Raw genomic sequence first — 25,729 nt, forward strand, 5'->3', positions numbered from 1 at the left:
GTTTGGCATGAACATCCACGAATACCAGGCCAAAGCGGTTCTCAAGGAGTTCGGCCTGCCCGTCTCGCGCGGCGTGCCGATCTTCAAGGCCGAAGAGGCCGAGGCGGCGGCACGCGAACTCGGCGGCCCGGTCTGGGTGGTGAAATCGCAGATCCACGCGGGCGGCCGCGGCAAAGGCTCGTTCAAGGGCGCGCCCGCCGGCGCCAAGGGTGGCGTGCGCGTCACCAAGTCCCTCGACGAGGTGAAGCAGTTCGCGGGCGAGATGCTCGGCCAGACCCTGGTCACGATCCAGACCGGAGAGGCCGGCAAGCAGGTCAACCGCCTCTACATCGAGGAGGGCGCCCAGATCGAGGCGGAATTCTACCTCTCGATGCTGGTGGACCGCGAGACCGGCAAGGTCGCGTTCGTCGTCTCCACCGAGGGCGGCATGGACATCGAGACGGTGGCGCACGACACCCCGGAGAAGATCGTCACCTTCTCGGTCGATCCGGCCACCGGCGTGATGCCCCACCACGGCCGCCTCGTCGCCAAGACGCTCGGCCTGTCCGGGACCCAGGCCAAGGAAGCGGGCGACCTCACCACCAAGCTCTACGAGGCGTTCACCGCCAAGGACATGAGCATGCTGGAGATCAACCCCCTGGTGCTCACCGGCGACGGCCATCTCAAGTGCCTCGACGCCAAGATCTCCTTCGATTCGAACGCCCTCTACCGCCACCCCGACATCGTTGCGCTGCGCGATGAGACCGAGGAGGACGCCAAGGAGATCGAAGCCTCCAAGTACGATCTCGCCTACATCGCCCTCGACGGCACCATCGGCTGCATGGTCAACGGCGCCGGCCTCGCCATGGCGACCCTCGACATCATCAAGCTCTACGGCGAGGAGCCGGCGAACTTCCTCGATGTCGGCGGCGGCGCGAGTGAAGAAAAGGTCACGGCGGCGTTCAAGATCATCACCGCCGATCCGCAGGTGAAGGGCATCCTCGTCAACATCTTCGGCGGGATCATGAAGTGCGACGTGATCGCCAACGGCGTGATCGCGGCGGTGAAGGCGGTCGGCCTCGAAGTGCCCCTGGTGGTGCGCCTGGAAGGGACCAACGTCGAGAAGGGCAAGGAGATCATCCGGAATTCCGGCCTCAACGTGATCCCGGCGGACGATCTCGACGACGCTGCACAAAAAATCGTCGCCGCCGTGAAGAAGGGCTGAGAGTACCCATGTCCATCCTGATCGACGCGAACACCAAGGTCATCTGCCAGGGCTTCACCGGCAAGAACGGGACCTTCCATTCCGAGCAGGCCATCGCCTACGGCACCAAGATGGTCGGCGGCACCAGCCCCGGTAAGGGCGGCTCGAAGCACCTCAACCTGCCGGTCTTCGACACGGTGGCGGAGGCGCGCGAGGCCACCGGCGCCGACGCTTCGGTCGTCTACGTGCCGCCGCCTGGCGCGGCCGACGCGATCTGCGAGGCGATCCAGGCCGAGATCCCGCTCATCGTCTGCATCACGGAAGGAATTCCCGTGCTCGACATGGTGCGCGTCAAGCGCGCCCTGGAAGGCTCGAAGTCCCGCCTCGTCGGCCCGAATTGCCCCGGTATCGTCACCGCCGGCGAATGCAAGATCGGCATCATGCCGGCCAACATCTTCAAGCCGGGTTCGGTGGGGATCGTCTCCCGCTCGGGCACGCTGACTTACGAGGCGGTGTTCCAGACCACCAACGCGGGGCTGGGCCAGACCACGGCCGTGGGCATCGGCGGCGACCCGGTGAAGGGCACGGAGTTCATCTCCATGCTCGAACTGTTCCTCGCCGACGACAGGACCGAGTCCATCGTGATGATCGGCGAGATCGGCGGCTCGGCGGAGGAGGAAGCGGCGCAATTCATCGCCGACGAGGCCAAGCGCGGCCGTAGGAAGCCCATGGTCGGCTTCATCGCCGGCCGCACGGCGCCCCCGGGCCGCCGCATGGGCCATGCGGGCGCGATCATCTCGGGTGGCAAGGGCGGCGCCGAGGACAAGATCGCCGCCATGGAGGCGGCCGGCATCCGGGTTTCGCCCTCGCCGGCCCGCCTTGGCAGCACCCTCGTCGAAGTCCTCAAGGGCTGACGCTTGCGGTGCGCGGGCCTGTGTTGCGCCGCATTCAGGCTCGGGCACCCATATGAGATCCGACGGGCGCGGCTCACCCTGCGTCCGACTTTCCAAATCCGATCCCCGGCGCCCGGCGCCGGATCGGGCGGCGGTCGCCCCGGATGGGGTGGCCTTGAGCCAAGCGGTAGGATGACCTGAACGATGGCACGCCAGGACGCGCTCGAAACCTCGTTCCTCTACGGCGGTAACGCCGCCTACATCGAGGAACTGCAGGCCGCTCATGCCCGCGATCCGAATTCGGTGGATCCCGCGTGGCAGGACTTCTTCCGCTCCCTCAACGAGGACAAGGGCGCCGCCGAGAAGAATGCCGCCGGCGCCTCGTGGCAAAAGCCGAACTGGCCGGTTCACGCCAACGGCGAGATCGTCTCGGCCCTCGACGGCAACTGGTCCACCGTCGAGAAGGCGATGGGCGATAAGATTCGCGCCAAGAGCGACACCGCCAAGGAGCCCGTCAAGGGCGTCGTCGTCGCCTCCGCTCCCGGCATCTCGGTCGAGCAGGCGACCAAGGATTCGGTCCGCGCGATCATGCTGATCCGCGCCTACCGCATGCGCGGCCACCTGCATGCGAAGCTCGACCCCCTCGGTCTCGCCCCGCGCGGCGACCACGAGGAACTGCACCCGCAGCATTACGGCTTCGAGGAGAAGGACTGGGACCGTCCGATCTTCCTCGACAACGTGCTCGGCCTCGAATTCTCGACGGTTCGCGAGATCGTCGAGATCCTCGAGCGCACCTACTGCCAGACGCTTGGCGTCGAGTTCATGCACATCTCCAATCCGGAGGAGAAGGCCTGGATTCAGGAGCGCATCGAGGGCAAGGGCAAGGAGATCACCTTCACCCCCGAGGGCAAGCGCGCGATCCTCAACAAGCTCATCGAGGCCGAAGGCTTCGAGAAGTTCCTCGACTTGAAGTACACCGGTACCAAGCGCTTCGGCCTCGACGGCTCCGAGGCCATGATCCCTGCGCTGGAGCAGATCATCAAGCGCGGCGGGGCGCTCGGCGCCCACGAGATCGTGCTGGGCATGGCCCATCGCGGCCGCCTCAACGTGCTCTCCAACGTGATGGCCAAGCCCTTCCGGGCGATCTTCAACGAGTTCAAGGGCGGCTCCGCCAATCCGGCCGAGGTCGAGGGCTCAGGCGATGTGAAGTACCATCTCGGTGCATCCTCGGACCGCGCCTTCGACGGCAACAACGTCCACCTGTCGCTCACCGCCAACCCGTCCCACCTCGAGATCGTCGATCCGGTGGTGCTCGGGAAGGTCCGCGCCAAGCAGGACCAGCGCGCCAACCCGCATGTCCACCGCACCAGCGTCGTTCCGCTGCTCATCCACGGCGACGCCGCCTTCGCCGGACAGGGTGTGGTCGCCGAGTGCCTGGGCCTGTCGGGCCTGAAGGGGCACCGTACGGGTGGGTCGATCCACTTCATCATCAACAACCAGATCGGCTTCACCACCGATCCGCGCTTCTCGCGGTCTTCGCCCTATCCGTCGGATGTCGCGAAGATGGTCGAGGCCCCGATCTTCCACTGCAACGGCGACGACCCCGAAGCCGTGACGTTCGCGGCCAAGATCGCCATCGAGTACCGGCAGAAATTCGGCAAGCCCGTCGTCATCGACATGCTGTGCTATCGGCGCTTCGGCCACAACGAGGGCGACGAGCCGGCCTTCACCCAGCCGAAGATGTACCAGCGCATCCGCAAGCACCCGACGGCGCTGGAGACCTACGGCAAGAAGCTCGTCGCAGAGGGCGTCCTCTCCCAGGAGCAGCTCGACGGTCGCAAGGCGGAGTTCCGCGCGATCCTCGACGGTGAGCTCGAAGTCGCCAGCAACTACAAGGCCAACAAGGCCGATTGGCTCGATGGACGCTGGTCCGGCTTCAAGGCCGTGCGTGAGGATGTCGACGATCCGCGCCGGGGCAAGACCGGTGTGCCGACGGAGATCCTGCGCGAGATCGCCCAGCGCATCACCACGCCGCCACCCGGCTTCCACCTCCACCGCACCATCCAGCGTTTCTTCGACAACCGCGCCAAGGCGGTGGAGACCGGTCAAGGCATCGATTGGGCGACCGCGGAGGCACTCGCCTTCGGATCGCTGCTTTTGGAGGGCCACCGGGTCCGCCTCTCGGGCCAGGATGTCGAGCGCGGCACCTTCTCTCAGCGCCACGCCGTGGTGATCGATCAGGAGAACGAGCAGCGCTACACGTCGCTCAACTCCATCCGCGAGGGGCAGGCCAGCCTCGAAGTGATCAACTCGATGCTGTCCGAAGAGGCGGTGCTCGGCTTCGAGTACGGCTACTCGGCGGCCGAGCCCAATGCCCTGGTGCTGTGGGAAGCGCAGTTCGGCGACTTCGCCAACGGTGCGCAGGTGGTCATCGACCAGTTCATTTCGAGCGGCGAGCGCAAGTGGCTGCGCATGTCCGGCCTGACCCTGCTGCTGCCGCACGGCTACGAGGGCCAGGGGCCGGAGCATTCCTCGGCGCGTCTGGAACGCTTCCTGCAGATGTGCGCCGAGGACAACATGCAGGTGGCCAACTGCACCACGCCGTCGAACTACTTCCACATCCTGCGGCGCCAGCTCAACCGCGAGTTCCGCAAGCCGCTGATCCTGATGACGCCGAAATCGCTCCTGCGTCACAAGCGGGCCGTGTCCGGCATCGACATGATGGCGGAGGGATCGAGCTTCCACCGCGTGCTGTGGGACGATGCCGAGCGCGAGGACGACGCCACCAAGCTCGTCAAGGACGACAAGATCCGTCGTGTCGTTCTGTGCTCGGGCAAGGTCTATTACGACCTCTACGACGAGCGCGAGAAGCGCGGCTTGAACGACGTCTACATCCTGCGGGTCGAGCAACTCTATCCGTTCCCCCTCAAGGCGTTGGCCGGCGAGATGTCCCGGTTCCGCAATGCCGAGGTGGTGTGGTGCCAGGAGGAGCCCAAGAACATGGGCCCCTGGGCCTTCGTCGAGCCCTACCTCGAATGGGTGCTCGGCCAGGCCCAGTCCTCGGTGAAGCGCGCGCGCTACGTCGGTCGGCCTGCTTCGGCCTCCACGGCGGTGGGCCTGCTTTCGAAGCATCAGGCGCAGCTCCAAGCCTTCCTCAACGAGGCGCTGGCGGTCTGACGCCGGTCCCTCGCAGCCCTTCCTGATCTGAGGGCGCCCGCCAACGGCGCCGTGACACCACCCGGACGGACAAACACCATGGCAACCGACATCCTCGTCCCGACGCTCGGCGAATCCGTCAGCGAGGCCACCATCGGCCGCTGGTTCAAGAAGCCGGGCGATACGGTTGCCGCCGACGAGCCCCTGGTGGAACTCGAGACCGACAAGGTCACCCTCGAAGTCAACGCACCGGCGGCCGGTGAACTCGGCGAGATCCTGGTCAAGGACGGCGAGACCGTGGAGCCGGGCGCCCTGCTGGGCTCCATCGTCGAGGCCACCGGCGGTGCCAAGGCAGCGGCTCCGAAGAAGACCGAGCAGAAGGCCGAGACCCGCTCCGAGGCGCCCGCCGAGGACAAGGGCGAGCAGAAGCCTGCCGAGGCCCCGGCCGAGAGTTCGTCGGCCGGTTACGGCAATCACGGTGACGGTGCCCCGGCCCAGGCTCGTGAATCCGGCGACAACGGCCCGGCGGTCTCCAAGATGGCCCGGGAATCCGGCATCGATCCCGCGACCCTGAACGGCTCGGGCAAGGATGGCCGCGTCACCAAGGGTGATATGCTGGAGGCCAAGGCGAAGGGGCCGTCAGCACCGGCGGCGGCCCCCGCCCGGGAGGCCAAGCCCGCCGCCCCGCGCGTCCCGTCGAAGCCCGACGATGCGGCCCGCGAAGAGCGCGTGCGCATGACCAAGCTGCGCCAGACCATCGCCCGCCGTCTCAAGGACGCGCAGGACACGGCCGCGATGCTGACGACGTTCAACGACGTCGACATGTCCGCCGTGATGGCCATGCGCAGCCAGTACAAGGACATCTTCGAGAAGAAGCACGGCACCAAGCTCGGCTTCATGGGCTTCTTCACCAAGGCGGTGATCGGCGCGCTCAAAGACGTACCGGCGGTCAATGCCGAGATCGACGGGCAGGATCTCGTCTACAAGAACTATTACCACATCGGCATCGCGGTCGGCACCGATAAGGGCCTCGTCGTGCCGGTGGTGCGCAACGCCGACGACCTCTCCATCGCGGGTATCGAGAAGACCATTTCCGGCTTCGGCAAGAAGGCCCGCGACGGCAAGCTCTCCATCGAAGAGATGCAGGGCGGCACCTTCACCATCACCAACGGGGGCATCTACGGCTCCCTGATGTCGACCCCGATCCTCAACGCGCCACAATCGGGCATCCTCGGCATGCATCGCATTGAAGAGCGACCGGTGGTCCGGAACGGGAAGATCGAAGCCCGGCCGATGATGTACCTCGCCCTGTCCTACGATCACCGCATCGTCGACGGGAAGGAAGCCGTGACCTTCCTCGTGCGCGTCAAGGAGGCGCTTGAGGATCCGGCACGCCTCGTGCTCGACCTCTAAGGCCCGGCAGCTAACCGTCCGCCGGCCGCGATCCACGCGGCCGGACGCTTCCGCGCGCTTCGTATCCGATGGTGGGGCATGACCCGCCGCCCACTTCAGCGAGTCAGAATCCCATGTCCTACGATCTCGTCGTCATCGGCACCGGTCCCGGCGGCTATGTCTGCGCCATTCGGGCGGCTCAGCTCGGCCTCAAGACTGCCGTGGTGGAGAAGCGGGCAACCCATGGCGGCACCTGCCTCAACGTCGGCTGCATCCCGTCGAAGGCCCTGCTCCATGCTTCGGAGGCCTTCGAGGAGGCGGGCAAGCACTTCGCCGACATGGGCGTGATCGTCAGCCCGCCGCAACTCGACCTCGCCAAGATGATGACGTTCAAGCAGGACGGCGTCGACGGCAACACCAAGGGCGTTGAGTTCCTGCTGAAGAAGAACGGCATCGACGCGTATCGGGGCACCGCGCGCCTGGCGGGTGCGGGCCGCGTCGAGGTGTTGTCCGAGGATGGCGGCAACCAGCTTCTCGAGACGAAGAACGTCGTCATCGCGACGGGTTCGGACGTCACCAGGCTCCCCGGGGTCACCATCGACGAAACCATCGTCGTCTCCTCCACCGGCGCGCTTGCCCTGGAGAAGGTGCCGGGCAAGCTTCTCATCATCGGGGCCGGCGTCATCGGCCTCGAGCTCGGCTCGGTCTGGCGCCGCCTCGGCTCCGAGGTCACGGTGGTCGAGTATCTGGACCGTATCCTGCCGGGCATGGATGGCGAGGTCGGCAAGCAGTTCCAGCGCATCCTCGGCAAGCAGGGCGTACAGTTCAAACTCTCGTCCAAGGTCACGGGCGTCGAAGTGGCGGATGGCGCCGCCACCGTCACGGTGGAGCCCGCCGCCGGCGGCGAGGCCGAAACGCTTCAGGCCGACGTGGTGCTCGTGGCTATCGGCCGCGTACCCTACACCGAAGGCCTCGGCCTGGAGACGGTGGGGGTCGGCCTCGACAACAAGGGCCGCATCCAGACGGACAGCCACTACGCCACCAACGTCACGGGCATCTATGCCATCGGCGACGTGATCAGCGGGCCGATGCTGGCCCACAAGGCGGAGGACGAAGGGGTCGCCGTGGCCGAGCTCCTGGCCGGCCAGTCGGGCCACGTGAATTACGGCGTGATCCCGAACGTGGTCTACACCTATCCGGAGGTCGCTTCGGTCGGAAAGACCGAGGAAGAGTTGAAGAAGGACGGCATCGCCTACAACACCGGGAAATTCCCCTTCACCGCCAACGGCCGCGCCAAGGTGAACCATACCACGGACGGCTTCGTGAAGATCCTGGCCGACGCCACCACCGACCGGGTGCTCGGCGTGCATATCGTCGGTGCGGATGCGGGCAATCTCATCGCAGAAGTCGCTGTGGCGATGGAATTCGGCGCCTCCGCCGAGGATGTCGCTCGCACCTGTCACGCCCATCCGACCCTGACGGAAGCCGTCAAGGAGGCCGCCTTGGCAGTCGCCAAGCGCGCGATCCACATCTGAAAGCGACGCGGCGGTCTCGCTGCCCGCGAGCCCGCCTCGCTCAGGTTTCCGTCGGGACCAACGGCGGAAGGCGCGACAGATGCAGCGCGATGACGAGCGCCAGCCCGTAGAGGGCTGCGAAAAACGCGACCACGCCGACCCAGCCCGAATGCGCGAAGAACCAGCCCCCTGCCGTGCCGAGCACCGACGAGCCGAGGTAGTAGAGGCATAGGTAGATCGAAGAGGCCTGGGCGCGGTCCCGGAGGGCCCGGCGGCCGATCCAGCTGCTGGCGACGGAATGGGCGCCGAAGAAGCTCACCGTGACGACGACGATGCCGAGGATGATGAGCCAGAGGCGGTCCGAAAGGGTCAGGGCGATGCCGGCCAGGCCCAGCAGGATGGCGAGCCAGAGGACCTTGCGTCGGCCGAGTCGGCTTGCGATCTCACCGGTCGCTGCCGAGGAGAAGGTTCCGAACAGGTAGACGACGAAGATCGCCCCGATGGCGGTCTGGCTCAGGTCGAACGGCGGGTCGAGCAGCCGAAAGCCGATGTAATTGTAGACGCTCACGAATCCGCCCATGAGCAGGAACGCCTCGGCGAACAGCCATGGCAGGCCGGGATCGCGGAAATGCTGGCCGAAGGTGCCGGGCACTTCGCGCCACCGCATCCGGTTGGCTCGAAAACGCTGCGAGTCCGGCAGGCTCATGAGAAACGCGATCGCCGCGACCAGAGCCAAAACGCCGATGGTGCCGAGCCCCCAGCGCCACGACGCATGATCGGCGATGATGCCGGCGACCAGCCGGCCGATCATTCCCCCGAGGGCATTGCCTCCGATGAGAAGGCCCATGGATAGGCCGATGGCGCGTCCGTGCATCTCTTCGCTCAAATAAGCCATGGCCACGGCCGGCAGACCGCTCGCGGCCAACCCCGTCAGGGCACGGAGAGCGAGGAAGCCGTGCCAACTCGGCACCATGACCGCGACGATGGTGAGGATCGCCGACGCAAACAGGGACGCGACCATGACGGGCTTGCGTCCCCACACCTCGGAGAGGGGACTCACCACGAGCAGCGCGAGGGCGAGGGTGGCGCAGGGAAGCGACAGGGCCAGGCTGCTCTCGGCCGGCGATACGTGAAATTGATCGGCAAAGACCGGCAGCAGCGGTTGCACGCCGTAGAGCACCGCGAAGGTGGAGAACCCCGCTGCCGCGAGCGCCAGGGTGGTGCGCCGGAAAGCCGGCGTACCGGCCTCGATCAAGCGAGGCGTTGCCTCGTCCATGTCGGCTCCTATGGGAGGCGATGGTCTGCGGTGCTGCGGCGCGACGAACGGAGCCGACGCTATCCGAAGACGACCGCGCCGGACGATGCCCGGCATGTGGGGGAGGAACAGTACACGCGTACTTCCGTGAAGGCGAAGCTCGGGGAGACGGGCCGTGCCAGGGATGACACGGCCCGTCGGATCGTCACCGCGGCGGCGTGCCGCCGCCGGCCTGCTGCTGGATCAGCGGGGTGATCCGCCGCACGGTGACCCGGCGGTTCTCGCGGGACGGCCCCTGTGTGTTCACCTTGAGCGCCTGTTCGCCGTAGCCCTGGGTCGTGAGGTTTTCGGGCGGAACCTGGAAGTTCTGAGTCAGGACCGTCGCCACCGACTGCGCCCGCCGATCCGACAAGGACAGGTTGTCGACATCGGAGCCCACCGCGTCGGTGTAGCCCTCCACGAGGAAAACTTCCTGCGGATTGGCCCGGATGGCCTGGTTCATCGCCGCCGCGATGGTCGCGAGGCGCGACGCCTGATCCGGCGTCACGGTGAACGAGCCGGTCTCGAAGGTGATGGTGTCGATGTCCACGCTGCGCATACGGGCCCGCAACTGCGGACTGTAGCGTACCTGATCGAGGGTATAGCGCCGGTCCAGGGGCACGACCGGCGGGGCCGAGAGGGCTTCATAGACACTGCGCTCGTCGGCTCCCTCGTAATCCACGACGTAGCGCTCGCGCGGAATGCGGATATCGGGCGGAGGCAGATCGACGACATCCTCGTAGATCGGGCGTCGCGGACCGCTGAAGCTGTTGTCGATGATCACGACCTCTCGACCATCGCGGAACCGGCGTGAGCGCCGCACGAGACGGCCGTCGTCGTCGACGATGGTGACGATCTGTGCGCCGTCCGGTCGATCGAGATAGGTCACGGTGTCGCCGCCACGGCGCTCGCTGCGGTAGCCGCCGCGGCCCAGATCGCGGAACCGCTCGTTCTCATCGTGGCGGATGAAGGTGCGGTCGCGATCGCGCACGATGATGCGGCCGGGCTCGCGGATGTAGGTCCGGCCATCCTCCTGAAATTCACGCCGGTCCCGCCGGACACGGTCGAAGTCGCGGGTCTCATCGTCGTCGCGGAAGCCACCTGGAATGTAGCCGGGGCGACCCGGCGCGTTGAAGCCCTGGCGCGGACCGCCGCGCTCGAACGCGTCGCGTCGCTCGCGATCCTGGCGATCATCATCGACACCGCTCCGGCGGTCGCCTCCGCGCAAACCGTCGTCGCGCAGCCCCGGCTGGTCGCCACGGTCACGGGGATTGCTCTGGTCCCGGGTCGCATCTGGATCGCGCGGGCCACGGGGGGCAATCCGATCCGGCGCCGTATCCTGCCCGCGTTCGTTCGAACGCCCGGTACCGGTCGGCTCGTCTCGACCCTCGGCACCCGGCGCACCGGGAGGCGTGAAGGGACGTCCGGGAACGCCCGGCCTGGCATTGGGCGCGACTTGAGGCGCCGTCTGGGGAGCGCCCTGTGGTGCGACCTGCGGAGAAGGTGAAACCGGCTGAGGCGCCCCCGGTGCAGCCGCGGGTGGTGTGGCCGGCTGCCCAGGCCGTGCGGGCTGCGTCGGAGCGGTCGGCTGGGCCGGATTCAGCGACGGCTGCCGCTCGGCCGGACCGGTGTCCTGTCCACGTCGTCCGGGCGCGTCTGGACGGACTGGCTCGGCACCGGGTGTCCGGCGTTCTGGCTCCGCGCCCCGGACCGGGGCCTGCTCCGACGGCCGTGTCGGGTCAGGGGTACGATCGCGTTGTGCCGGCGAAGTGGGTCGCTCGGTCGGTCCGCGTTGATCCGGACGACGGTCCTGTCGCTCAGGGCTTTCCTGTCGATCGGGGCGCTCCTGCCGGTCGGGCCGCTCCTGACGTTCCGGACGGGCCGGCCGCTCCTGCGGGTCGGGCCGCTCTTGTCTTTCGGGTCTCTCCTGCCGGTCAGGCCTGTCCTGGCGGTCGGGCCGCTCCTGTCGAGGTGCCGGGCGCTCGGCCGGGGTCCGGTCCTCACGCGGGGCAGAGCGCTCAGGCCTCTCCTGACGCGGCTCGGGCCGCTCCTGGCGCGGCGCCGGTCTCTCCTGACGGTCTGGCCGCTCCGGCCTGTCTTGGCGCTCTCCACGGGGTTCGGACCGTTCCCGGCTCGGGGATGGGCCGCCACGCTGTCCCTCGCTGTCGGGTCCGCCTTGCGCGACCTGCATCTTTCCCATCCCCGCCGGATCCGCCCAGGAAGGGCCGGACAGCGCCAGAGTCGGCAGGATCGTACCGGTGAGAAGGAGCAGGCGGATGATCCGCATCGAAGGCACTCACGGCTGTGGATGAGGCCTTCGGAACAGAGTGGGGCCAGGATGGTTCCCGCTCGGAACGATACCGCGAACCCGCCAGGGCCACCGGCAGCCTGCGTCAGGGCGTCGTCACGCGGCCCTGCCCCTGCCCCGGGAACAGGTTCGGTGCGATGATCCGGACGGCTTGGCGCTCCTCGCCGGCGACTGGGGCCGCGGGTTCCGTGGGAGCACCGGTCTCGTTGGTCACAAGGCCCGTGCGGGTGGCTGCGTCGGCCGCCAAGCCCGCTGCCGTCTTGTCGGCCCGCCCGACCAGGGTCAGACGAACCTTTGGCCGCGACAGGGCCTCGGCCTGCATGGGTGTGACGAAGATGTCGCCCTTGTGCCGCACCAGCATGCTCTCGGCCTTCACGAGCGATTGCGCCCAGCTCTGGCCCTCGCGCTTGCACGAGCAGTTCGGGGTGAAGGTCGTGCGGAACTTGAAGGCGTTGGCGAGCGAGACGTAGGCCTTCGCGCCCCGCAGCGTCGCGGCGTGTTTCAGGGCGTCGTCGCCGTGCGGCATCGAGTAGGCCACGGCCTCGGCGCCGGGGCATAGGGCCTGGCACAGGTCGTCGGCGCCTTCGCGCCCGTCGGGCAGGTTGGCCATGGGGAAATAGGCGCCGTCGCAGGTGCGGACGCAGACAACCTGGGCTCCGCCCCGGGCGCGTTGCTCGCGCGGCGTTCCATCCAATGCGTTGAGCGCCACGCGGCTCGCCGTATCCGTGCAGGCGGAGGCCACGGCCGCCGTGAGCTGCCGGCGGCGCGCGGCCGTGACTTCCCCGTTCTCGGCGCCGTAACCCGCATTGAGCGCGCGGATGCGCTGCTCCACGGCTCCGCATTGCGGCGGTCGCGAATCGAAGAACAGGAACCGGCCGCCCTCGCAATTCAAGGTGCGATAATAGGCATTCAGCCGCCCGATCTCGTTCTGGAGCGCGCGCGCCGTGTTCGCTCCGTCGCTCAGGTTGGCGAGCTCCGAACGGTAGCGCAGGCAGGCGTCGGAGGCTTGCACCTGCGCCGTCCCCACCGTCCCGAGGGCGACGAGGGTCATGGCGAGCGCCCGGACGAGCGTGCGGATCTGCGGAAGGATCAGCGGCATGGCCTGACAGGATCGGGAGTGGAACCTTGCCGCCGACGGGAATCGGAGCGGCGGCGAAGCGGAAGTTTTGTACTCGCCCTCGCGCGGGGGCGACAGCCTTCCCACATGCGCCCCAGCCGAGTTGGGGGGGAATGCAGGATGATGTGGCTTCGGGGTCTCACAGGGGGAATGGCCGCTGCTGCCGTCGTGGCAGGAGCGCTCGCCGGCGCGGTGTCCGCCAAGGCGGAGGATGCCGATCGGATCTTCGACAAATCGACGGTCTGGCGGCCCCTTACACCGAACGACAAGCTCGTGGTCTACGGCATCGACGATCCGGCCGTGGCCGGTGTGGCGTGCTGGTACACCCAGCCCGAGAAAGGCGGCATCAAGGGCACCCTGGGGCTGGCCGAGGACGTCTCGGACATCTCGCTCGCCTGCCGTCAGGTCGGTCCCGTGCAGTTCAAGGACAAGCTCGGTCAGGGCGAGGTGGTGTTCAGCGAACGCCGCTCGCTGATCTTCAAGTCGATGCAGATCGTGCGCGGATGCGACGCCAAGCGCAACACGCTGATCTACATGGTCTATTCGGATAAGGTGATCCAGGGCTCGCCCAAGAACTCAACCTCGGCCGTGCCGCTCATGCCGTGGGGCACGGAGCCGCCGCCGCGATGCGCCGATGCCATGAAGAAATAAGCTTCCAAACACGTTCGGTCCGGCCACGGATCCTGAAATCCGATGGCCGGCGCTGATCCGGTCCGGTCGCTCAATCCTGGCAGGTGATGCGGATCGGACGCTCGGCCTGCTTGATCACGGGAGGGGTGGGAATCGCCCCGGTGTACTCGTCCTGCGCCGCGACGCCGAAGGAACCGGCGGAGGCGAATCCCTGTGCTTCGCACCAGGCATTCGCGACCACCTGTCCGCAGCTGCTCTCGCCATTGCTCAGGCAATCGCCGACGCCGTAGCCCTCGCCGGCCGGGATCAGGAACGTCTTCTCCACCTGCGACACCGCTTTGGTGGGAGTCTCGCCGTCTCCGCCCGCGAGCGCGGTGGAGGAAATCATCAAGGCGAGAGCGAGGAGGGTGCCGATTTCGGCGGCCGGGCGGCGCATGGGCAGAACCTCGATGGAGGGATTCGGGTTGGGGGAAATCTCAAGGGTCCAGGTAAACAAACCCTTTCCGCCCTGGATCGCTTTCGATAGGCGGCGGAGCGGCGCTGTTCTCGAATTGCTCATGGGTTCGGGGTAGCCCAGGACGGCCGACGGCACCGTCGCCTTCGTGCAACAGGCGCCGGCTGCAGCGCGGCACCCCCGCCGTTGGACGTGTCGGTCGCCACGGGGTACCGACGCCGGGAAGCGGCGAAGAACCAAGGCGCTAGGGGCGGTCGAGCTGTGCGATCCGCTCGAGGGACGAGGGACGGTTTCATGGCCCCGATGTTGCGGCTCTACAACACGCTGACCCGGCAGAAGGCTGCGTTCGCGCCGATCGATCCGAGCCATGTCCGGATGTATGCCTGCGGTCCGACGGTCTACGACGCGGCCCATATCGGCAACGCCCGCCCGATCATCGTCTTCGACCTGTTGTTCCGGCTCCTGCGCCACCTCTACGGCGCGGCGCACGTCACCTACGCGCGCAACGTCACCGACGTGGACGACAAGATCAACGCCCGCGCGGCCGAGCGCGGCATCACCATCCGTGACCTCACGGATGGGACGCTCGCGGCCTTTCACGACGACATCCGTGCCCTCGGCGTGCTGATGCCCGAGGACGTGAACGTGGCGGGCGAGCGTCCGCGTTTCGTCGAGCCGCGCGCCACCGATCACATCGCCGAGATGATCGCCATCATCGAAGGGCTGGTGGCGGCCGGTCACGCCTACGTTGCGGATGGCCACGTGCTGTTCGACGTGCCCTCGATGCCCGATTACGGCGGCCTGTCGAAGCGGCCCCTCGACGAGATGGAGGCCGGCGCCCGCGTCGAGGTCGCCCCCTACAAGCGCTCGCCCCTCGACTTCGTCCTGTGGAAGCCTTCGAAACCCGGCGAGCCGTCCTGGCCCTCGCCGTGCGGCCTGCCCGCGCCCGGCCGTCCCGGCTGGCACATCGAGTGCTCCGCCATGTCGTGGAAGCACCTGGGAAAAACCTTCGACATCCATGCCGGCGGCATCGACCTCATCTTCCCGCATCACGAGAACGAGGTCGCCCAGTCGCGCTGCTGCTTCTCCACCGACGTGATGGCCAACGTCTGGCTCCACAACGGTTTCCTGCAGGTGGAGGGGGAGAAGATGTCGAAGTCCCTCGGCAACTTCATCACCATCCGCGACGTGCTGAAGGACTGGCCCGGCGAGGTGGCCCGGCTCGCCATGCTCAAGACGCACTATCGCCAGCCCATCGATTGGACGGTGCGGGGGTTGGAGGAAGCGGCCCGGACCCTGGAGCGCTGGTACGGGATCGTCGGCGATAGTGCAGCCTCTCCGGTGATTCCGGACGGGCTGCTCGAACCCCTGACCGACGATCTCAACACCGCTTCGGCACTCGCGGAACTCCACCGCCTCGACGATCCCGCCGGCCTCAAGGCGGGCGCCAACCTGATGGGTCTGCTCACGCAGACCAAGTCGGCCCGCGACCAGGGCAGCATCCGGGCCGCCGGGCTGGACGTACTCGAGGTCGAGGCCCTGATCGAAGTGCGCCGCGCGGCCCGCGCCGCCAAGGACTGGGCCGCCTCCGATCGTGTCCGCGACGCGCTTCTGGCCATGGGCGTCACCGTGAAGGACGGCAAGGACGGCACCGTCTGGAGCGTGACCCCATGATCGCCCCCGCCGATCGCCAGCCGATCGTGGTCGCCGATGCCGGCCCGCTGATCCGGCTCGCGGCGGCCGGCATCCTCGATACGCTCCGAGGACTCAATCGGCGGATCATCCTGGTGGACCGGGTCGAGAAGGAGGTCGCGGGCGACCTGTCGAAGACCTTTGCATTCCCAGCCGATGTCGACCGACGCGGATTGAGGGCGATTCAGAGCCGTTCGGTGACGAACGCCTCGGCCTGTGGGGCAGGCGGCGAAGCGGCCGCCGCGTCGCGCAGGATCCCGACCACGTCGCCGGCTTCGCTGGCGACGAGATAGCTGAGGTCGAGCCCCTCCCGGATGAATCCCTGGGCTCGCATGTGGTCGAGGAGCGTCAGGAGCGGCGTCCAGAACTCGGCCACGGAGAGCAGCAGGATCGGCTTGTTGTGCTGGCCGAGCTGCGCCCAGGTGAGCTGCTCCACCAACTCCTCCAGGGTGCCGATGCCGCCCGGCAGGGCCACGAACGCGTCGGAACGCTCGAACATCAGACGCTTGCGGGTGTGCATGTCCTCGACGACGATGGTCTCCTGGATCTCGTCGAGCATGCGCTCCCGGGATTTCAGGAAGCTCGGGATGATGCCGGTGACATGGCCCCCGTTCTCGAGTACGGCGCGCGCCACCGTACCCATGAGGCCGACATTGCCGCCGCCGTAGACGAGGCCGAGGCCGGCCTGCGCCAGGGCCTTGCCGAGGGCCTCGGCCGCCGCGGTAAAGGCCGGGTCGCCGCCGAACCCGGAGCCGCAATAGACGCAGACCGTCCTCACCGGTGCCATGTGCCGCTTCCCCTCCGGGTCCGGCCGCGCGGGCGCATGCCGTCCACGGGCCAAAGTGCTGATTTTACGGGAGATCCGGCCTTGAAAAGGCCGTCGGGATTTGGTGTTCCGGTCATGTTCGTTAATATGTCGCCGTCAAGTGCCGATTTGTCGCCGGGGCAGGTCAGGGTCGATCGCGGTTTCGCCGCCCGGACGATGGAAGAGGGAGTGGTGCGTCATGAAGGCGGAGTTGCGACGGAGCATCTTCCTCGCCTGCGTGGGGCTTCTGGGCGGCTTCACCCTCGTCGTCACCCTCTATGGCGCGAGCGAGTTGTTCAAGCACGGATTCGGCACGCCCGAGGGCCGGGCCGTACCCCTCGTCACCGATCCGCTCGCGGGCTCCGGGGAGGGAGCGCTGCCGGTGCCGGGAAAGCCCCGGTCGGACCGGCTGCCGGAGCCGGACCGGCTGCCGGAGCGGACGCCCGCCCAGGCATCGCGGGACACTCCGGCGGCGACCGGCACCGAGGCGTCGGCGCCGACCTTCGACATCATCCGCGTCGAGCCGTCGGGCGAGGCAGTCATCGCCGGGCGGGCTGCGCCCAACACCACCGTCGAGCTGCTGCGCGACAATCAGCCCATTGCCCGTGCGCTCGTCGACCCGTCCGGCCAGTTCGCCATCGTGCCGCCTGCCCTGTCCCCCGGCAGCAGTGAGATCACCCTGCGGTCCACGGGGGCCGATGGCCGATCCGTGGTTTCGCGCGACTCCGTCGCCGTGGTCGTCGCACCGAAGCGCGACACCAAGCCCTTGATCGCGTTGACGTCTCCCGACAGGCCGACGGTGGTTCTGTCCCACCCCGAGCCTGTAGCGCCGCCCCCGGCCGCCGTCGCCGCAGGAGCGCGTGACGGGGCCAGGACGGGGCCCAAGACCGGGGCCGACACCGCGAGGGCGGAGGCGAAACCCGAGGCCGGCAAGGTGCCCGAGGGCAAGGCGCCGGAGAGCAGGCCCCCGGAGACGGAGCGGGCCGCCGGCGCGAGCCCGGTCAAGATCGTCAGCGTCGAGGCGGAGGAGGGCGGCCGGCTCTACGTCACGAGCCAGGCCCAGCCCGGCGCGACTCTGCGGCTCTACCTCAACGACACCCTGGTGGCGCCGGGCAGCGCCGGGACGGACGGGCGCGTCGCCTTCACCATCGGGCGGGGCGTCCAGCCGGGCGCCTACACCATCCGGGTCGATCAGGTGGACCCCGTCTCGGGCAAGGTGAAGACCCGCTCCGAGGTGGCGTTCTCCGTGCCGGCCGTGAAGCCGGCCGTGCCCAGACCCACCGCGAAGACCCCCGCGGCCACGCCCGAATCAGCCGCACCGCCGGCGCGAATCGCCGTTCTGGAACAACCGCTTAGCCCGGCCTCGGCCCGACCGTCGGGCGAGGCCGCGCCCCCCCTTGCGGCGACCCCGACCCCGGCGGCGCCGGACCTCAAGCCCGGCACCATTCCGGAGCCGGTGCCAGCGCTGGAGCCGCCCCGGACGGTGTTCGTGCCGGAGGTCGGCACGGCGCGGATCGTGCGGGGCGACAGCCTGTGGCAGATCAGCCGGCGCATCTACGGGCGCGGCACCCGCTACACGGTGATCTACGACGCCAACCAGCCGCAGATCCGCAACCCGGACCGGATCTATCCGGGCCAGATCTTCGTGCTGCCGAGCGACGGAACGGCGGCGGTGGCGGGCACCGTTCCACGCGGCTGAGTCCGTTCCACGCCCTGCCGCGTGGAACGGTCCATCCCCCGAAAACCCGCTTTCTGGAACGGCGCATCCACGAGGGTGTCACGGCGCACGGTCCCCACGCACCGGCGCGGGGCGGCCTTGCGCCGAGGCGCGGCTGTCATCGGGAGCGGACCGGCTTATATCCGTTCCAAATTCAGCCTTCACCGAGAATCGAAACGGCATGACACCCGATCCCGCGCAAGCGCCGGACGGCGCACCGCCCGCGCGCCCCGGCCTCGTCGCCACCTATCGCCGGCTGTGGCCCTACCTGTGGCCGTACGGCCGGCCCGACCTGCAGCGGCGGGTGTTCCTCGCGTTCGGCCTGCTGATCGTGGCGAAGTTCGTCACCATGGTGACGCCGTTCACCTTCAAGTGGGCGACCGACGCCCTGGTGGCCCTGACCGACCCGAAACCCGGGGCCGCGATTCCGACGGGCGTGTTCGCCGCCCCCATGGTGCTCATCGGACTCTACGGCCTGTCGCGGGTGGCGATGGCCGGGCTGACGCAGGTGCGCGACGGGCTGTTCGCCAAGGTGGCGATGCACGCCGTGCGGCGTCTCGCCCTGCAGACCTTCGAGCACATGCACCGGCTCTCCCTGCGCTTCCACCTCGAGCGCAAGACCGGCGGCCTGACCCGGGTGCTGGAGCGCGGCCGCGGCGGGATCGAGGAACTGTCGCGCCTGATGGTGCTGACCCTGGTGCCGACCATCGTCGAGTTCGTCCTCGTCATCGGCGTCCTCGCCTACGAGTTCGACTGGGTCTACTCGGCCGTGGTGTTCGTCATGGTGGCGGCCTATCTCGGCTTCACCTGGAAGGCGACGCAGTGGCGCATCGAGATCCGCCGCCGGATGAACAACTCCGACACCGACGCCAACACCAAGGCGGTGGATTCGCTCCTCAACTTCGAGACGGTGAAGTACTTCGGCGCGGAACGCCGTGAGGCGGAGCGCTACGACGCCTCCATGGCCAAGTACGAAAAGGCCTCGACGCAAACCTACGTGTCGCTCGCCGTGCTCAACGCCGGCCAGGCGGTGATCTTCACCATCGGCATGACCGTGGTGATGTGGCTGGCGGCGCGGGACATCATGGCCGGGCGCACCACGCTGGGCGGGTTTGTGCTGGTCAACACCATGCTGATCCAGCTCTCGATGCCGCTCAACTTCATGGGCATGATCTACCGCGAGATCAAACAGGCGCTGATCGACATCGACGACATGTTCCTCATCCTGCACCGCAACCCCGAGATCGCCGATCGACCCGACGCGACCCCGCTGCGAGCCCAGGGCGGGACGGTGGAGTTCCGGGACGTGCGCTTCGCCTACGACCCCGCCCGGCCGATCCTGCGGGGCGTCTCCTTCACGGTGCCGGCGGGCAAGACCGTCGCCATCGTCGGCCCCTCGGGGGCCGGCAAGTCGACCCTGTCGCGGCTGCTGTTCCGGTTCTACGAGCCGCAGGGCGGGCGCATCCTGGTCGACGGCCAGGACATCGCCGGCGTCACCCAAGGGTCGCTGCGCGCCGCCCTCGGCATGGTCCCGCAGGACACGGTGCTGTTCAACGACACCATCGGGTACAACATCCGCTACGGTTGCTGGGACGCCACCGACGCGCAGGTGCGCGAGGCCGCGTCCCTGGCCCAGATCGACCGCTTCGTCTCCGCCCTGCCGGAGGGCTACGACACCCCCGTGGGCGAGCGCGGCCTCAAACTCTCGGGCGGCGAGAAGCAGCGCGTCGCCATCGCGCGCACCATCCTCAAAGGGCCCCCGATCCTCGTCCTCGACGAGGCAACCTCGGCCCTCGACAGCTTCACCGAACGCGAGATCCAGGACGCCCTCGACACCATCTCAGAGAACCGCACCACCCTCGTCATCGCCCACCGCCTCTCGACGGTGGTCAACGCCGACGAGATTTTGGTGCTCGACAAGGGGGTGATCGTCGAGCGTGGGGCGCACCAGGGGTTGCTGGATGCCGGCGGGGTTTATGCGAGCCTGTGGAGCCGGCAGCGGGAGGCCGATGCGGCGCTTGCGGTGTTGCAGGGGGTGGATGGCGAGCGGGGGCGTGTCGGAGTGGTGCGGGCGATGGAGCGCCAGAAAGTAACGACAGTCGATTAGGGTTCCAAGCGGTTTGGTCGTGGAAAAACAAAATTTCCCGTCTGAAATCCGATGTTACGAAGGCGGGCAAGTTTTCGAGGTTTGCCCCATGGCGTCCAATCGCCCCAAAAAGGCCTGAGCATGGCTTGCGCGAAAATGCGGTTGCACTCTTGTGTTGCGCATTCAATCGCTGGTTAAGTGGCAAAAAACGGGGGAACCTTTATGCCACGGCTCAAAACTAATAAGATCGAAGCGGAGGTGGACGATCTCCTGCTCGACCTCGACAATCCACGTACCGGAACAGTAGCCGGTCAATCGGAGGCAATCGAGGCTGTCGTAAAGCTTAACGCTCAGCACTTCCAAAATATGATGGCAAGCATTAAAGAAAATGCGCTTGATCCGGGCGACAGTTTCTACGTAATTTCAAGTGATGATGAAGATGATAGTTATATTGTTGTCGATGGTAATCGAAGGCTTGCTGCATTAAAAGTTCTTTCTAATCCATCATTCGTCCAAGGTACTGGCCTCTCTGAGTCATCCAAAAGGAAACTCAAGGATAAAGCCTCAGGATTTTTGGACATTGGCTCAATTGATTGTATTTTATTTGAAAGTCGCGCGGATGCAAACGAATGGATTGAGCGCAGGCATGGTAAGGGCCTGGAGGGCGAAGGCCGTATATCTTGGGGAACCCTCGAAAGTGAGCGTTTTCAGAAAGATCGAACAGTCCTTGATGTTATTGGTTTTGTAGAAAGAAACTCTGTTTTCTCGGAAGCTGAATGGCAGAGAATAAAGAAAAGTGTCGAGAAGAGTCCAACGACATTGCGGCGCTTTCTGGTCTCAAAACCAGGAAGGCAATTTTTGGGTTTTGTAGATTCCGATAACGATAATGGTCCTGCGTTCAAACGCGACCCGGAATATATGATAAAAGTTTTGAGTCAGATATTCGTTGATATTGACTCTGGTGAGATAACTTCAAGAACTTATAATAAATCCTCTGAGATAAATGACTATTTTATTGAATTGCCTGCGGATATAGGCGTTTCTAATCAAAAATAGACCGGGCCCAATCTGTTTTCTTCGACTGATATCAAGGACGATACAGTAAGGCCGAGGGCGGCAGCTAAGCCTACATCGACCGAACCTATCAAAGCAAAAAAGGTTAGCCCTTTACGTATTACATTAGCTCCAAACCGTCATGCTTTTGCAGAGCCTTCGGGGGAGAAGGGCAAGCAACTTATAAGGGAGGCAAGCAAGCTGAGGCTCAAGGAATCGCCGCTAGCGTGCGCTTTTTTGTTCCGCGCAATTCTGGAGTACACCGTGGATACCGAGCTTCGGAGCAGTCGACTCTCAGATCAAGATTCTAACGGAAAACTATTGGACCTCAGTGGCCGTTTCGAGCGTATTTATCAGCATATCACAACAACCGCAGGGCGAGTGAACAAGAAATCTGATCTGACTGCAATTCGTGCTGCATTAACTGCAAAAAATGGACACGTCTCGTTTGGGGCGTTGAACGGATATATTCATGATCGGTTCCAAAAACCGTCTCCCGACGATTTGAGGAACGTCTGGGACAGTGCAGTTCCCTTGTTTGTGGCAGTTTATGGGGGTCACAAATGAGTTCTTCGGCATGCCGAACTGTTCCCTCTGGGCATTTCTCTCCGTTGCGTTATCCAGGTGGGAAAGGAAAACTCGCTCGTTTCGTTACAGACGTGATACGTAAGAATAATCTCCACGATGGAACCTACATTGAGCCATATGCTGGAGGGGCAGGAGTTGCGCTTGAGCTTTTGCTTACAGGGGTTGTTAGACGAATAGAGATCAATGATCTAAATCGGCCTATTTATGAGTTTTGGCGAGCTGTTTTGTTTCATACTCAAGAACTTACGGACATGATACGTGAGACCGATGTAAATATGTCCACTCGCGATCGCGTCAAACGCCTCCTGATGGATGGGGGCGCTTCGGGAGTGGAGCTAGCATTCGCAACTTTCTTCCTCAACCGAACAAACCGGTCCGGCATTCTTAATGGCGGCGCGATCGGTGGCGTTGAACAGTCAGGTCCTTGGAAATTAGATGCTCGTTACAACAAGCCTGTGCTCATAGAACGTATTTATAATATAGCTCGAATGCGAAAGAGGGTATCGCTCACTAATATGGACGCTGTGGATTTTCTGAAAAATATACCTCAAAATACAAATAAAAAAACTCTCATCTATTTAGATCCCCCATACTATAATAAAGGTCGGGATCTATACTATAATTTTTATCATCACGACGACCATGCTAACGTTGCATTTGCCACTCATGGGCTAAAGGGCGTTAGCTGGATTGTTTCGTATGATGATGTCGGGCCGATTCATGATCTGTATCAGCAGTCAAGCTGCCTCCAATACACAATCGGGTACAGCGCTCGCGACCGCTTGCGAGGTTCAGAGGCAATGTTTTTTAGCCCCGGCCTCAAAATTCCGCCTGTTCAGGGCTCAATGATAGAAACCTTCCGATCGGAGCAGCGCAAGGGCGGCAGCGGCGTCCGTGATGAACAGGCTGACCCGTTCCAAGAGTCCGCGAATGAATTCGCCCGGATGTGCTGAGTTCTTTATTTGTATGTCGTGATCGGTCATCGTGTAGCCCTTCATGACGATTTGGACTTTCAGCCTAGACCAAAGTTACACCACGGTTCGCGCCAAACCACCGCACCTGTCCCGGGCGTATGAAGCGTCAGCGGAATGTAACCCGGCCCCAGATCGGGAAGTCGCTCAGCGTCCGGCTTCCGCTCCCGCGCTGGGAGTAGCGCCGCATCCCGGCAATCAGTGCGCTGGGTCTCGGATCACCTTCCGCCGCGTTGCAGGTGTCCGGAAAAAGGGGCGGTCGATCCGCAAGGGATCGTCGTCTCCCTGCCGTCGCCGCCCGCGGCCAAAGTCCCCGAAGGTTGACGCGCGCCCCCCCGCCTGCCATCGCGCGGGGTCCGGATTCCCGTTCGCGCCCGTGCCGGGCCACGATCTGAAAGACCGCATGTCCGACCTCCTCGAGACGATTCGCCGAACCCTCGTGCCGATCCACAAGGAGGGCTATCCGTTCATCCTCATCGGCATCGTGCTGACGGTGATCGGCGGGTACTTCGCCCAGTTCCTCGGGTGGATCTTCCTCATCCTCACCCTGTGGGTCTGCTACTTCTTTCGCGATCCCGAGCGCGTCACCCCGGTGGGCGACGGACTGGTGGTGTCGCCGGCCGATGGGCGGGTGAACCTGATTTCCACCGTGCTGCCGCCGCCCGAGCTCGACCTGCCGCAGGAGCCGATGCTGCGCGTCTCGGTGTTCATGAACGTGTTCGACTGCCACGTGAACCGCGTGCCGATGACGGGCAAGATCGGGCAGATCCACTACACCCCCGGGCTGTTTCTCAACGCCGAACTCGACAAGGCCAGCGACGACAACGAGCGCAACGGCCTCGTGCTGGAGACGACGCACGCGGGCGCGCCGTTGCGCATTGGCGTGGTGCAGATCGCCGGCCTCGTGGCGCGCCGCATCGTCGGCTGGGTCCATGCCGGCGATACGCTGAACGTCGGCGAGCGCTTCGGCCTCATCCGCTTCGGCTCGCGGGTCGACGTCTACCTGCCCGTCGGCACCCGCGTGCTCGTCGGGCTCGGCCAGAAGGCGGTGGCGGGCGAGACCGTGCTGGCCGATCTCGCCGGCGGGCCCGAGCGCGCCTTCCGCCGCATCTGAGGGATGAGCATGGACGATCTGTTCCCGCCCTTCGCGCCCGACGCCAACGAGCCCCGGCCGCGCCGGTTCAAGCCGGTGCCGTTCCGGATGATCGCGCCCAACATGATCACCCTGATGGCGCTCTGCCTCGGGCTCACCGCCATCCGCCTCGCCTTCGAGGGCAAGTTCGAGCCCGCCGTCATCGCCATCGTGGCCGCCGCCTTCCTCGACGGCATCGACGGGCGGGTGGCGCGGATGCTCAAAGGGACCTCGCGCTTCGGGGCCGAGCTCGATTCGCTGGCCGACTTCGTCAATTTCGGCTGCGCCCCGGCGCTGATCCTCTACGGCTTCGCCTTGAAGGAGCTGAAGTCGGTCGGCTGGATCGTCGCCCTCATCTTCGCCATCGCCATGGCCCTGCGGCTCGCCCGCTTCAACGCCATGCTGGACGATCCCAACCGCCCGGCCTGGAAGAAGGATTTCTTCGTCGGCATGCCGGCGCCGGCGGGCGCACTGACGGTGCTGCTGCCGCTCTACCTGCACTTCCTCGGCCTGCCCCTGGAGCGCTGGGCCGCCCCGGTGGTGCTCGGCTACATGCTGTGCATCGCGCTCCTCGTGGTCTCCACGGTGCCGACCTTCTCGGGCAAGACGGTCGGCAAGCGCGTGCCGCGGGAAGCCGTGCTGCCGATCTTCCTCGTGGGCGTCGCGGCCTTCGGGCTGCTGATCTCGTTCCCGTTCGAGGCCATGGTGGCGCTGGCGCTCGGCTACCTCGTCACCCTGCCCATCGGGGCGGCGCAGTACCGCCGGCGGGCCAAGGCCGAGGCGCGGGCCGCCGCCTCCCTGCCAGCGCCCGCGCCGGACGACCGCGATCCGGGCGGCTCCGAGCGCGATCGCGCCGTGGACAGCTGAGGCGCCCGCCTGTCGCCCTGCACCGGCATCCCGTAGTCTTCGCGCGAAGAATCAGGTGCGGAGACTGCGATGCTCGAAGAATTCAAAAAATTCGCCCTGCGCGGCAACGTGGTCGATCTCGCGGTCGGCGTGATCATCGGCGCGGCGTTCGGCGCCATCGTCACCTCGGCGGTGCAGGACGTGTTCATGCCGATGATCGGCGCCATCACGGGCGGCCTCGATTTCTCGAACTACTACATCGCCCTGTCGTCGAGCGTACAGAAGGGCGCGGCCTACGCCGACGCCAAGAAGCAGGGCGCGGTGATCGGCTACGGCCAGTTCCTCACCGTGGCGATCAATTTCATGATCGTCGCCTTCGTGCTGTTCCTCGTGATCCGGGCGATGAACCGCCTCGTCAGCAAGGAGGAGGCGAAGCCCACCCCCGAAGTGCCGGCCGACGTGAAGATCCTCACGGAGATCCGCGACCTCCTGGCGACGAAGCCGGCCGTCTAGGGCCGCGCCGGCCTCCCGGCTGCGCCAGCCTCACGGCTGGGGAGGCTTGCCCGTCAGGTCCTCCACGAGCCCGTCGAGGGCGTGCTCGACGGCGCCGGTGCCCTCCTCGTGGGTCTTCAGCCGCACTTCCAGGCGCTTGAGCTGAGGGCCGAACGCCTGGGGCGTCACCGGGTCGCCGAGGTATTCCGGCACCGCCTCGTCCGTGGTGAAGACCGAGCGCAGTTGCTGGCCGAGGTGATCGCGCACCGGCTCCGGCAGGGCGGCATCGTGGGGGTGGTCGCTCACGGCTGGAAGTCTCCCGTCGGTTCAAGACTGCACAACGGTCGGGCCCGGGCAAGTGTTGCGTCGGTGCTCACAAATGACGGTCCGCCCCTCGACAAAAAAG

Annotated in this window: 21 protein-coding genes; 15 read left to right on the forward strand and 6 right to left on the reverse strand. The window is 65.9% G+C overall.

The annotated features are described in order from the left end of the window. Nucleotides 1–7 precede the first annotated feature (7 nt). The 5 genes from sucC (at nt 8) to lpdA (ending at nt 8,159) form a co-directional block, all read left to right on the forward strand. Entirely contained in the window at nt 8–1,204 is a 1,197-nt protein-coding gene (gene sucC, locus ASF25_RS05440) for an ADP-forming succinate--CoA ligase subunit beta (protein ID WP_056176342.1), read from the forward strand. 8 nt (nt 1,205–1,212) lie between these two features. Then, a complete protein-coding gene (gene sucD / locus ASF25_RS05445) occupies nt 1,213–2,097 on the forward strand; it encodes a succinate--CoA ligase subunit alpha (RefSeq protein WP_056176345.1) in 885 nt (294 codons plus the stop codon). A gap of 183 nt (nt 2,098–2,280) precedes the next feature. Further along, the gene (locus ASF25_RS05450) at nt 2,281–5,253 is read left to right on the forward strand and encodes a 2-oxoglutarate dehydrogenase E1 component (protein WP_056266531.1); all 2,973 of its coding nucleotides are present in this window, start codon (nt 2,281–2,283) and stop codon (nt 5,251–5,253) included. A gap of 78 nt (nt 5,254–5,331) precedes the next feature. Further along, nucleotides 5,332–6,645, forward strand: coding sequence for a 2-oxoglutarate dehydrogenase complex dihydrolipoyllysine-residue succinyltransferase (gene odhB, locus ASF25_RS05455; RefSeq protein ID WP_056303754.1), 1,314 nt, complete (start codon nt 5,332–5,334; stop codon nt 6,643–6,645). A gap of 113 nt (nt 6,646–6,758) precedes the next feature. Further along, the gene (gene lpdA, locus ASF25_RS05460) at nt 6,759–8,159 is read left to right on the forward strand and encodes a dihydrolipoyl dehydrogenase (RefSeq protein WP_056303756.1); all 1,401 of its coding nucleotides are present in this window, start codon (nt 6,759–6,761) and stop codon (nt 8,157–8,159) included. Nucleotides 8,160–8,199: 40 nt separating this feature from the next. Here the strand turns inward: lpdA and ASF25_RS05465 are convergent, their stop codons facing one another. Beyond that, nucleotides 8,200–9,414 carry an MFS transporter gene (locus ASF25_RS05465; protein WP_056303758.1) on the reverse strand — a complete coding sequence of 405 codons (1,215 nt, stop codon included), beginning with the start codon at nt 9,412–9,414 and terminating at the stop codon, nt 8,200–8,202. Between the two features lie 184 nt (nt 9,415–9,598). After that, nucleotides 9,599–10,423 carry an OmpA family protein gene (locus ASF25_RS23975; RefSeq protein WP_338011720.1) on the reverse strand — a complete coding sequence of 275 codons (825 nt, stop codon included), beginning with the start codon at nt 10,421–10,423 and terminating at the stop codon, nt 9,599–9,601. On the opposite strand from ASF25_RS23975, the gene ASF25_RS23980 reads away from it, so the two are divergent. After that, entirely contained in the window at nt 10,391–10,939 is a 549-nt protein-coding gene (locus tag ASF25_RS23980; protein WP_348271323.1) for a hypothetical protein, read from the forward strand. The two genes, ASF25_RS23975 and ASF25_RS23980, sit on opposite strands and share 33 nt — an antisense overlap. Before the next feature lie 886 nt (nt 10,940–11,825). Here the strand turns inward: ASF25_RS23980 and ASF25_RS05475 are convergent. Then, complete coding sequence (locus ASF25_RS05475; RefSeq protein WP_056303762.1) at nt 11,826–12,839, reverse strand: DUF2865 domain-containing protein; 1,014 nt, start codon at nt 12,837–12,839, stop codon at nt 11,826–11,828. Nucleotides 12,840–13,007: 168 nt separating this feature from the next. Between ASF25_RS05475 and ASF25_RS05480 the strand changes: the two genes are divergently transcribed. Then, on the forward strand, nt 13,008–13,508 hold the full coding sequence (locus ASF25_RS05480; protein WP_156368869.1) for a CreA family protein: 501 nt from the start codon (nt 13,008–13,010) through the stop codon (nt 13,506–13,508). 70 nt (nt 13,509–13,578) lie between these two features. Here the strand turns inward: ASF25_RS05480 and ASF25_RS05485 are convergent, their stop codons facing one another. After that, entirely contained in the window at nt 13,579–13,923 is a 345-nt protein-coding gene (locus ASF25_RS05485; protein WP_056267062.1) for a hypothetical protein, read from the reverse strand. Between the two features lie 312 nt (nt 13,924–14,235). Here ASF25_RS05485 and cysS point away from each other — a divergent pair, with 312 nt between their 5' ends. After that, nucleotides 14,236–15,615 (forward strand): cysteine--tRNA ligase, encoded by a 1,380-nt coding sequence (cysS, locus tag ASF25_RS05490; protein ID WP_056303764.1) that lies wholly within the window; start codon nt 14,236–14,238, stop codon nt 15,613–15,615. Nucleotides 15,616–15,817: 202 nt separating this feature from the next. Here the strand turns inward: cysS and ASF25_RS05495 are convergent, their stop codons facing one another. After that, a complete protein-coding gene (locus tag ASF25_RS05495; RefSeq protein WP_056176373.1) occupies nt 15,818–16,420 on the reverse strand; it encodes a TIGR00730 family Rossman fold protein in 603 nt (200 codons plus the stop codon). 217 nt (nt 16,421–16,637) lie between these two features. Here ASF25_RS05495 and ASF25_RS05500 point away from each other — a divergent pair, with 217 nt between their 5' ends. The 7 genes from ASF25_RS05500 (at nt 16,638) to mscL (ending at nt 25,344) form a co-directional block, all read left to right on the forward strand. After that, nucleotides 16,638–18,137, forward strand: a complete 1,500-nt coding sequence (locus ASF25_RS05500) for a LysM peptidoglycan-binding domain-containing protein (RefSeq protein ID WP_056303766.1) — start codon at nt 16,638–16,640, stop codon at nt 18,135–18,137. Nucleotides 18,138–18,336: 199 nt separating this feature from the next. Then, nucleotides 18,337–20,262, forward strand: a complete 1,926-nt coding sequence (locus ASF25_RS05505) for an ABC transporter ATP-binding protein/permease (RefSeq protein WP_056303767.1) — start codon at nt 18,337–18,339, stop codon at nt 20,260–20,262. Nucleotides 20,263–20,499: 237 nt separating this feature from the next. Further along, complete coding sequence (locus ASF25_RS22565; RefSeq protein ID WP_156368870.1) at nt 20,500–21,297, forward strand: hypothetical protein; 798 nt, start codon at nt 20,500–20,502, stop codon at nt 21,295–21,297. 560 nt (nt 21,298–21,857) lie between these two features. Further along, the gene (locus ASF25_RS21800) at nt 21,858–22,835 is read left to right on the forward strand and encodes a DNA adenine methylase (protein ID WP_082502501.1); all 978 of its coding nucleotides are present in this window, start codon (nt 21,858–21,860) and stop codon (nt 22,833–22,835) included. Nucleotides 22,836–23,244: 409 nt separating this feature from the next. Next, nucleotides 23,245–23,967: a phosphatidylserine decarboxylase gene (locus tag ASF25_RS05515; RefSeq protein WP_280137327.1), complete on the forward strand. Its 723-nt coding sequence runs from the start codon at nt 23,245–23,247 to the stop codon at nt 23,965–23,967. A gap of 9 nt (nt 23,968–23,976) precedes the next feature. Continuing rightward, nucleotides 23,977–24,852 (forward strand): CDP-diacylglycerol--serine O-phosphatidyltransferase, encoded by an 876-nt coding sequence (pssA, locus tag ASF25_RS05520; protein WP_056176936.1) that lies wholly within the window; start codon nt 23,977–23,979, stop codon nt 24,850–24,852. Between the two features lie 69 nt (nt 24,853–24,921). After that, nucleotides 24,922–25,344 (forward strand): large conductance mechanosensitive channel protein MscL, encoded by a 423-nt coding sequence (gene mscL, locus ASF25_RS05525; protein WP_056176393.1) that lies wholly within the window; start codon nt 24,922–24,924, stop codon nt 25,342–25,344. Between the two features lie 30 nt (nt 25,345–25,374). Here mscL and ASF25_RS05530 read toward each other — a convergent pair whose 3' ends face one another. Beyond that, the gene (locus tag ASF25_RS05530; protein ID WP_056176395.1) at nt 25,375–25,629 is read right to left on the reverse strand and encodes a hypothetical protein; all 255 of its coding nucleotides are present in this window, start codon (nt 25,627–25,629) and stop codon (nt 25,375–25,377) included. Between the last annotated feature and the right edge of the window lie 100 nt (nt 25,630–25,729).

This window comes from Methylobacterium sp. Leaf100 (assembly GCF_001422845.1).
Taxonomy (GTDB): domain Bacteria; phylum Pseudomonadota; class Alphaproteobacteria; order Rhizobiales; family Beijerinckiaceae; genus Methylobacterium.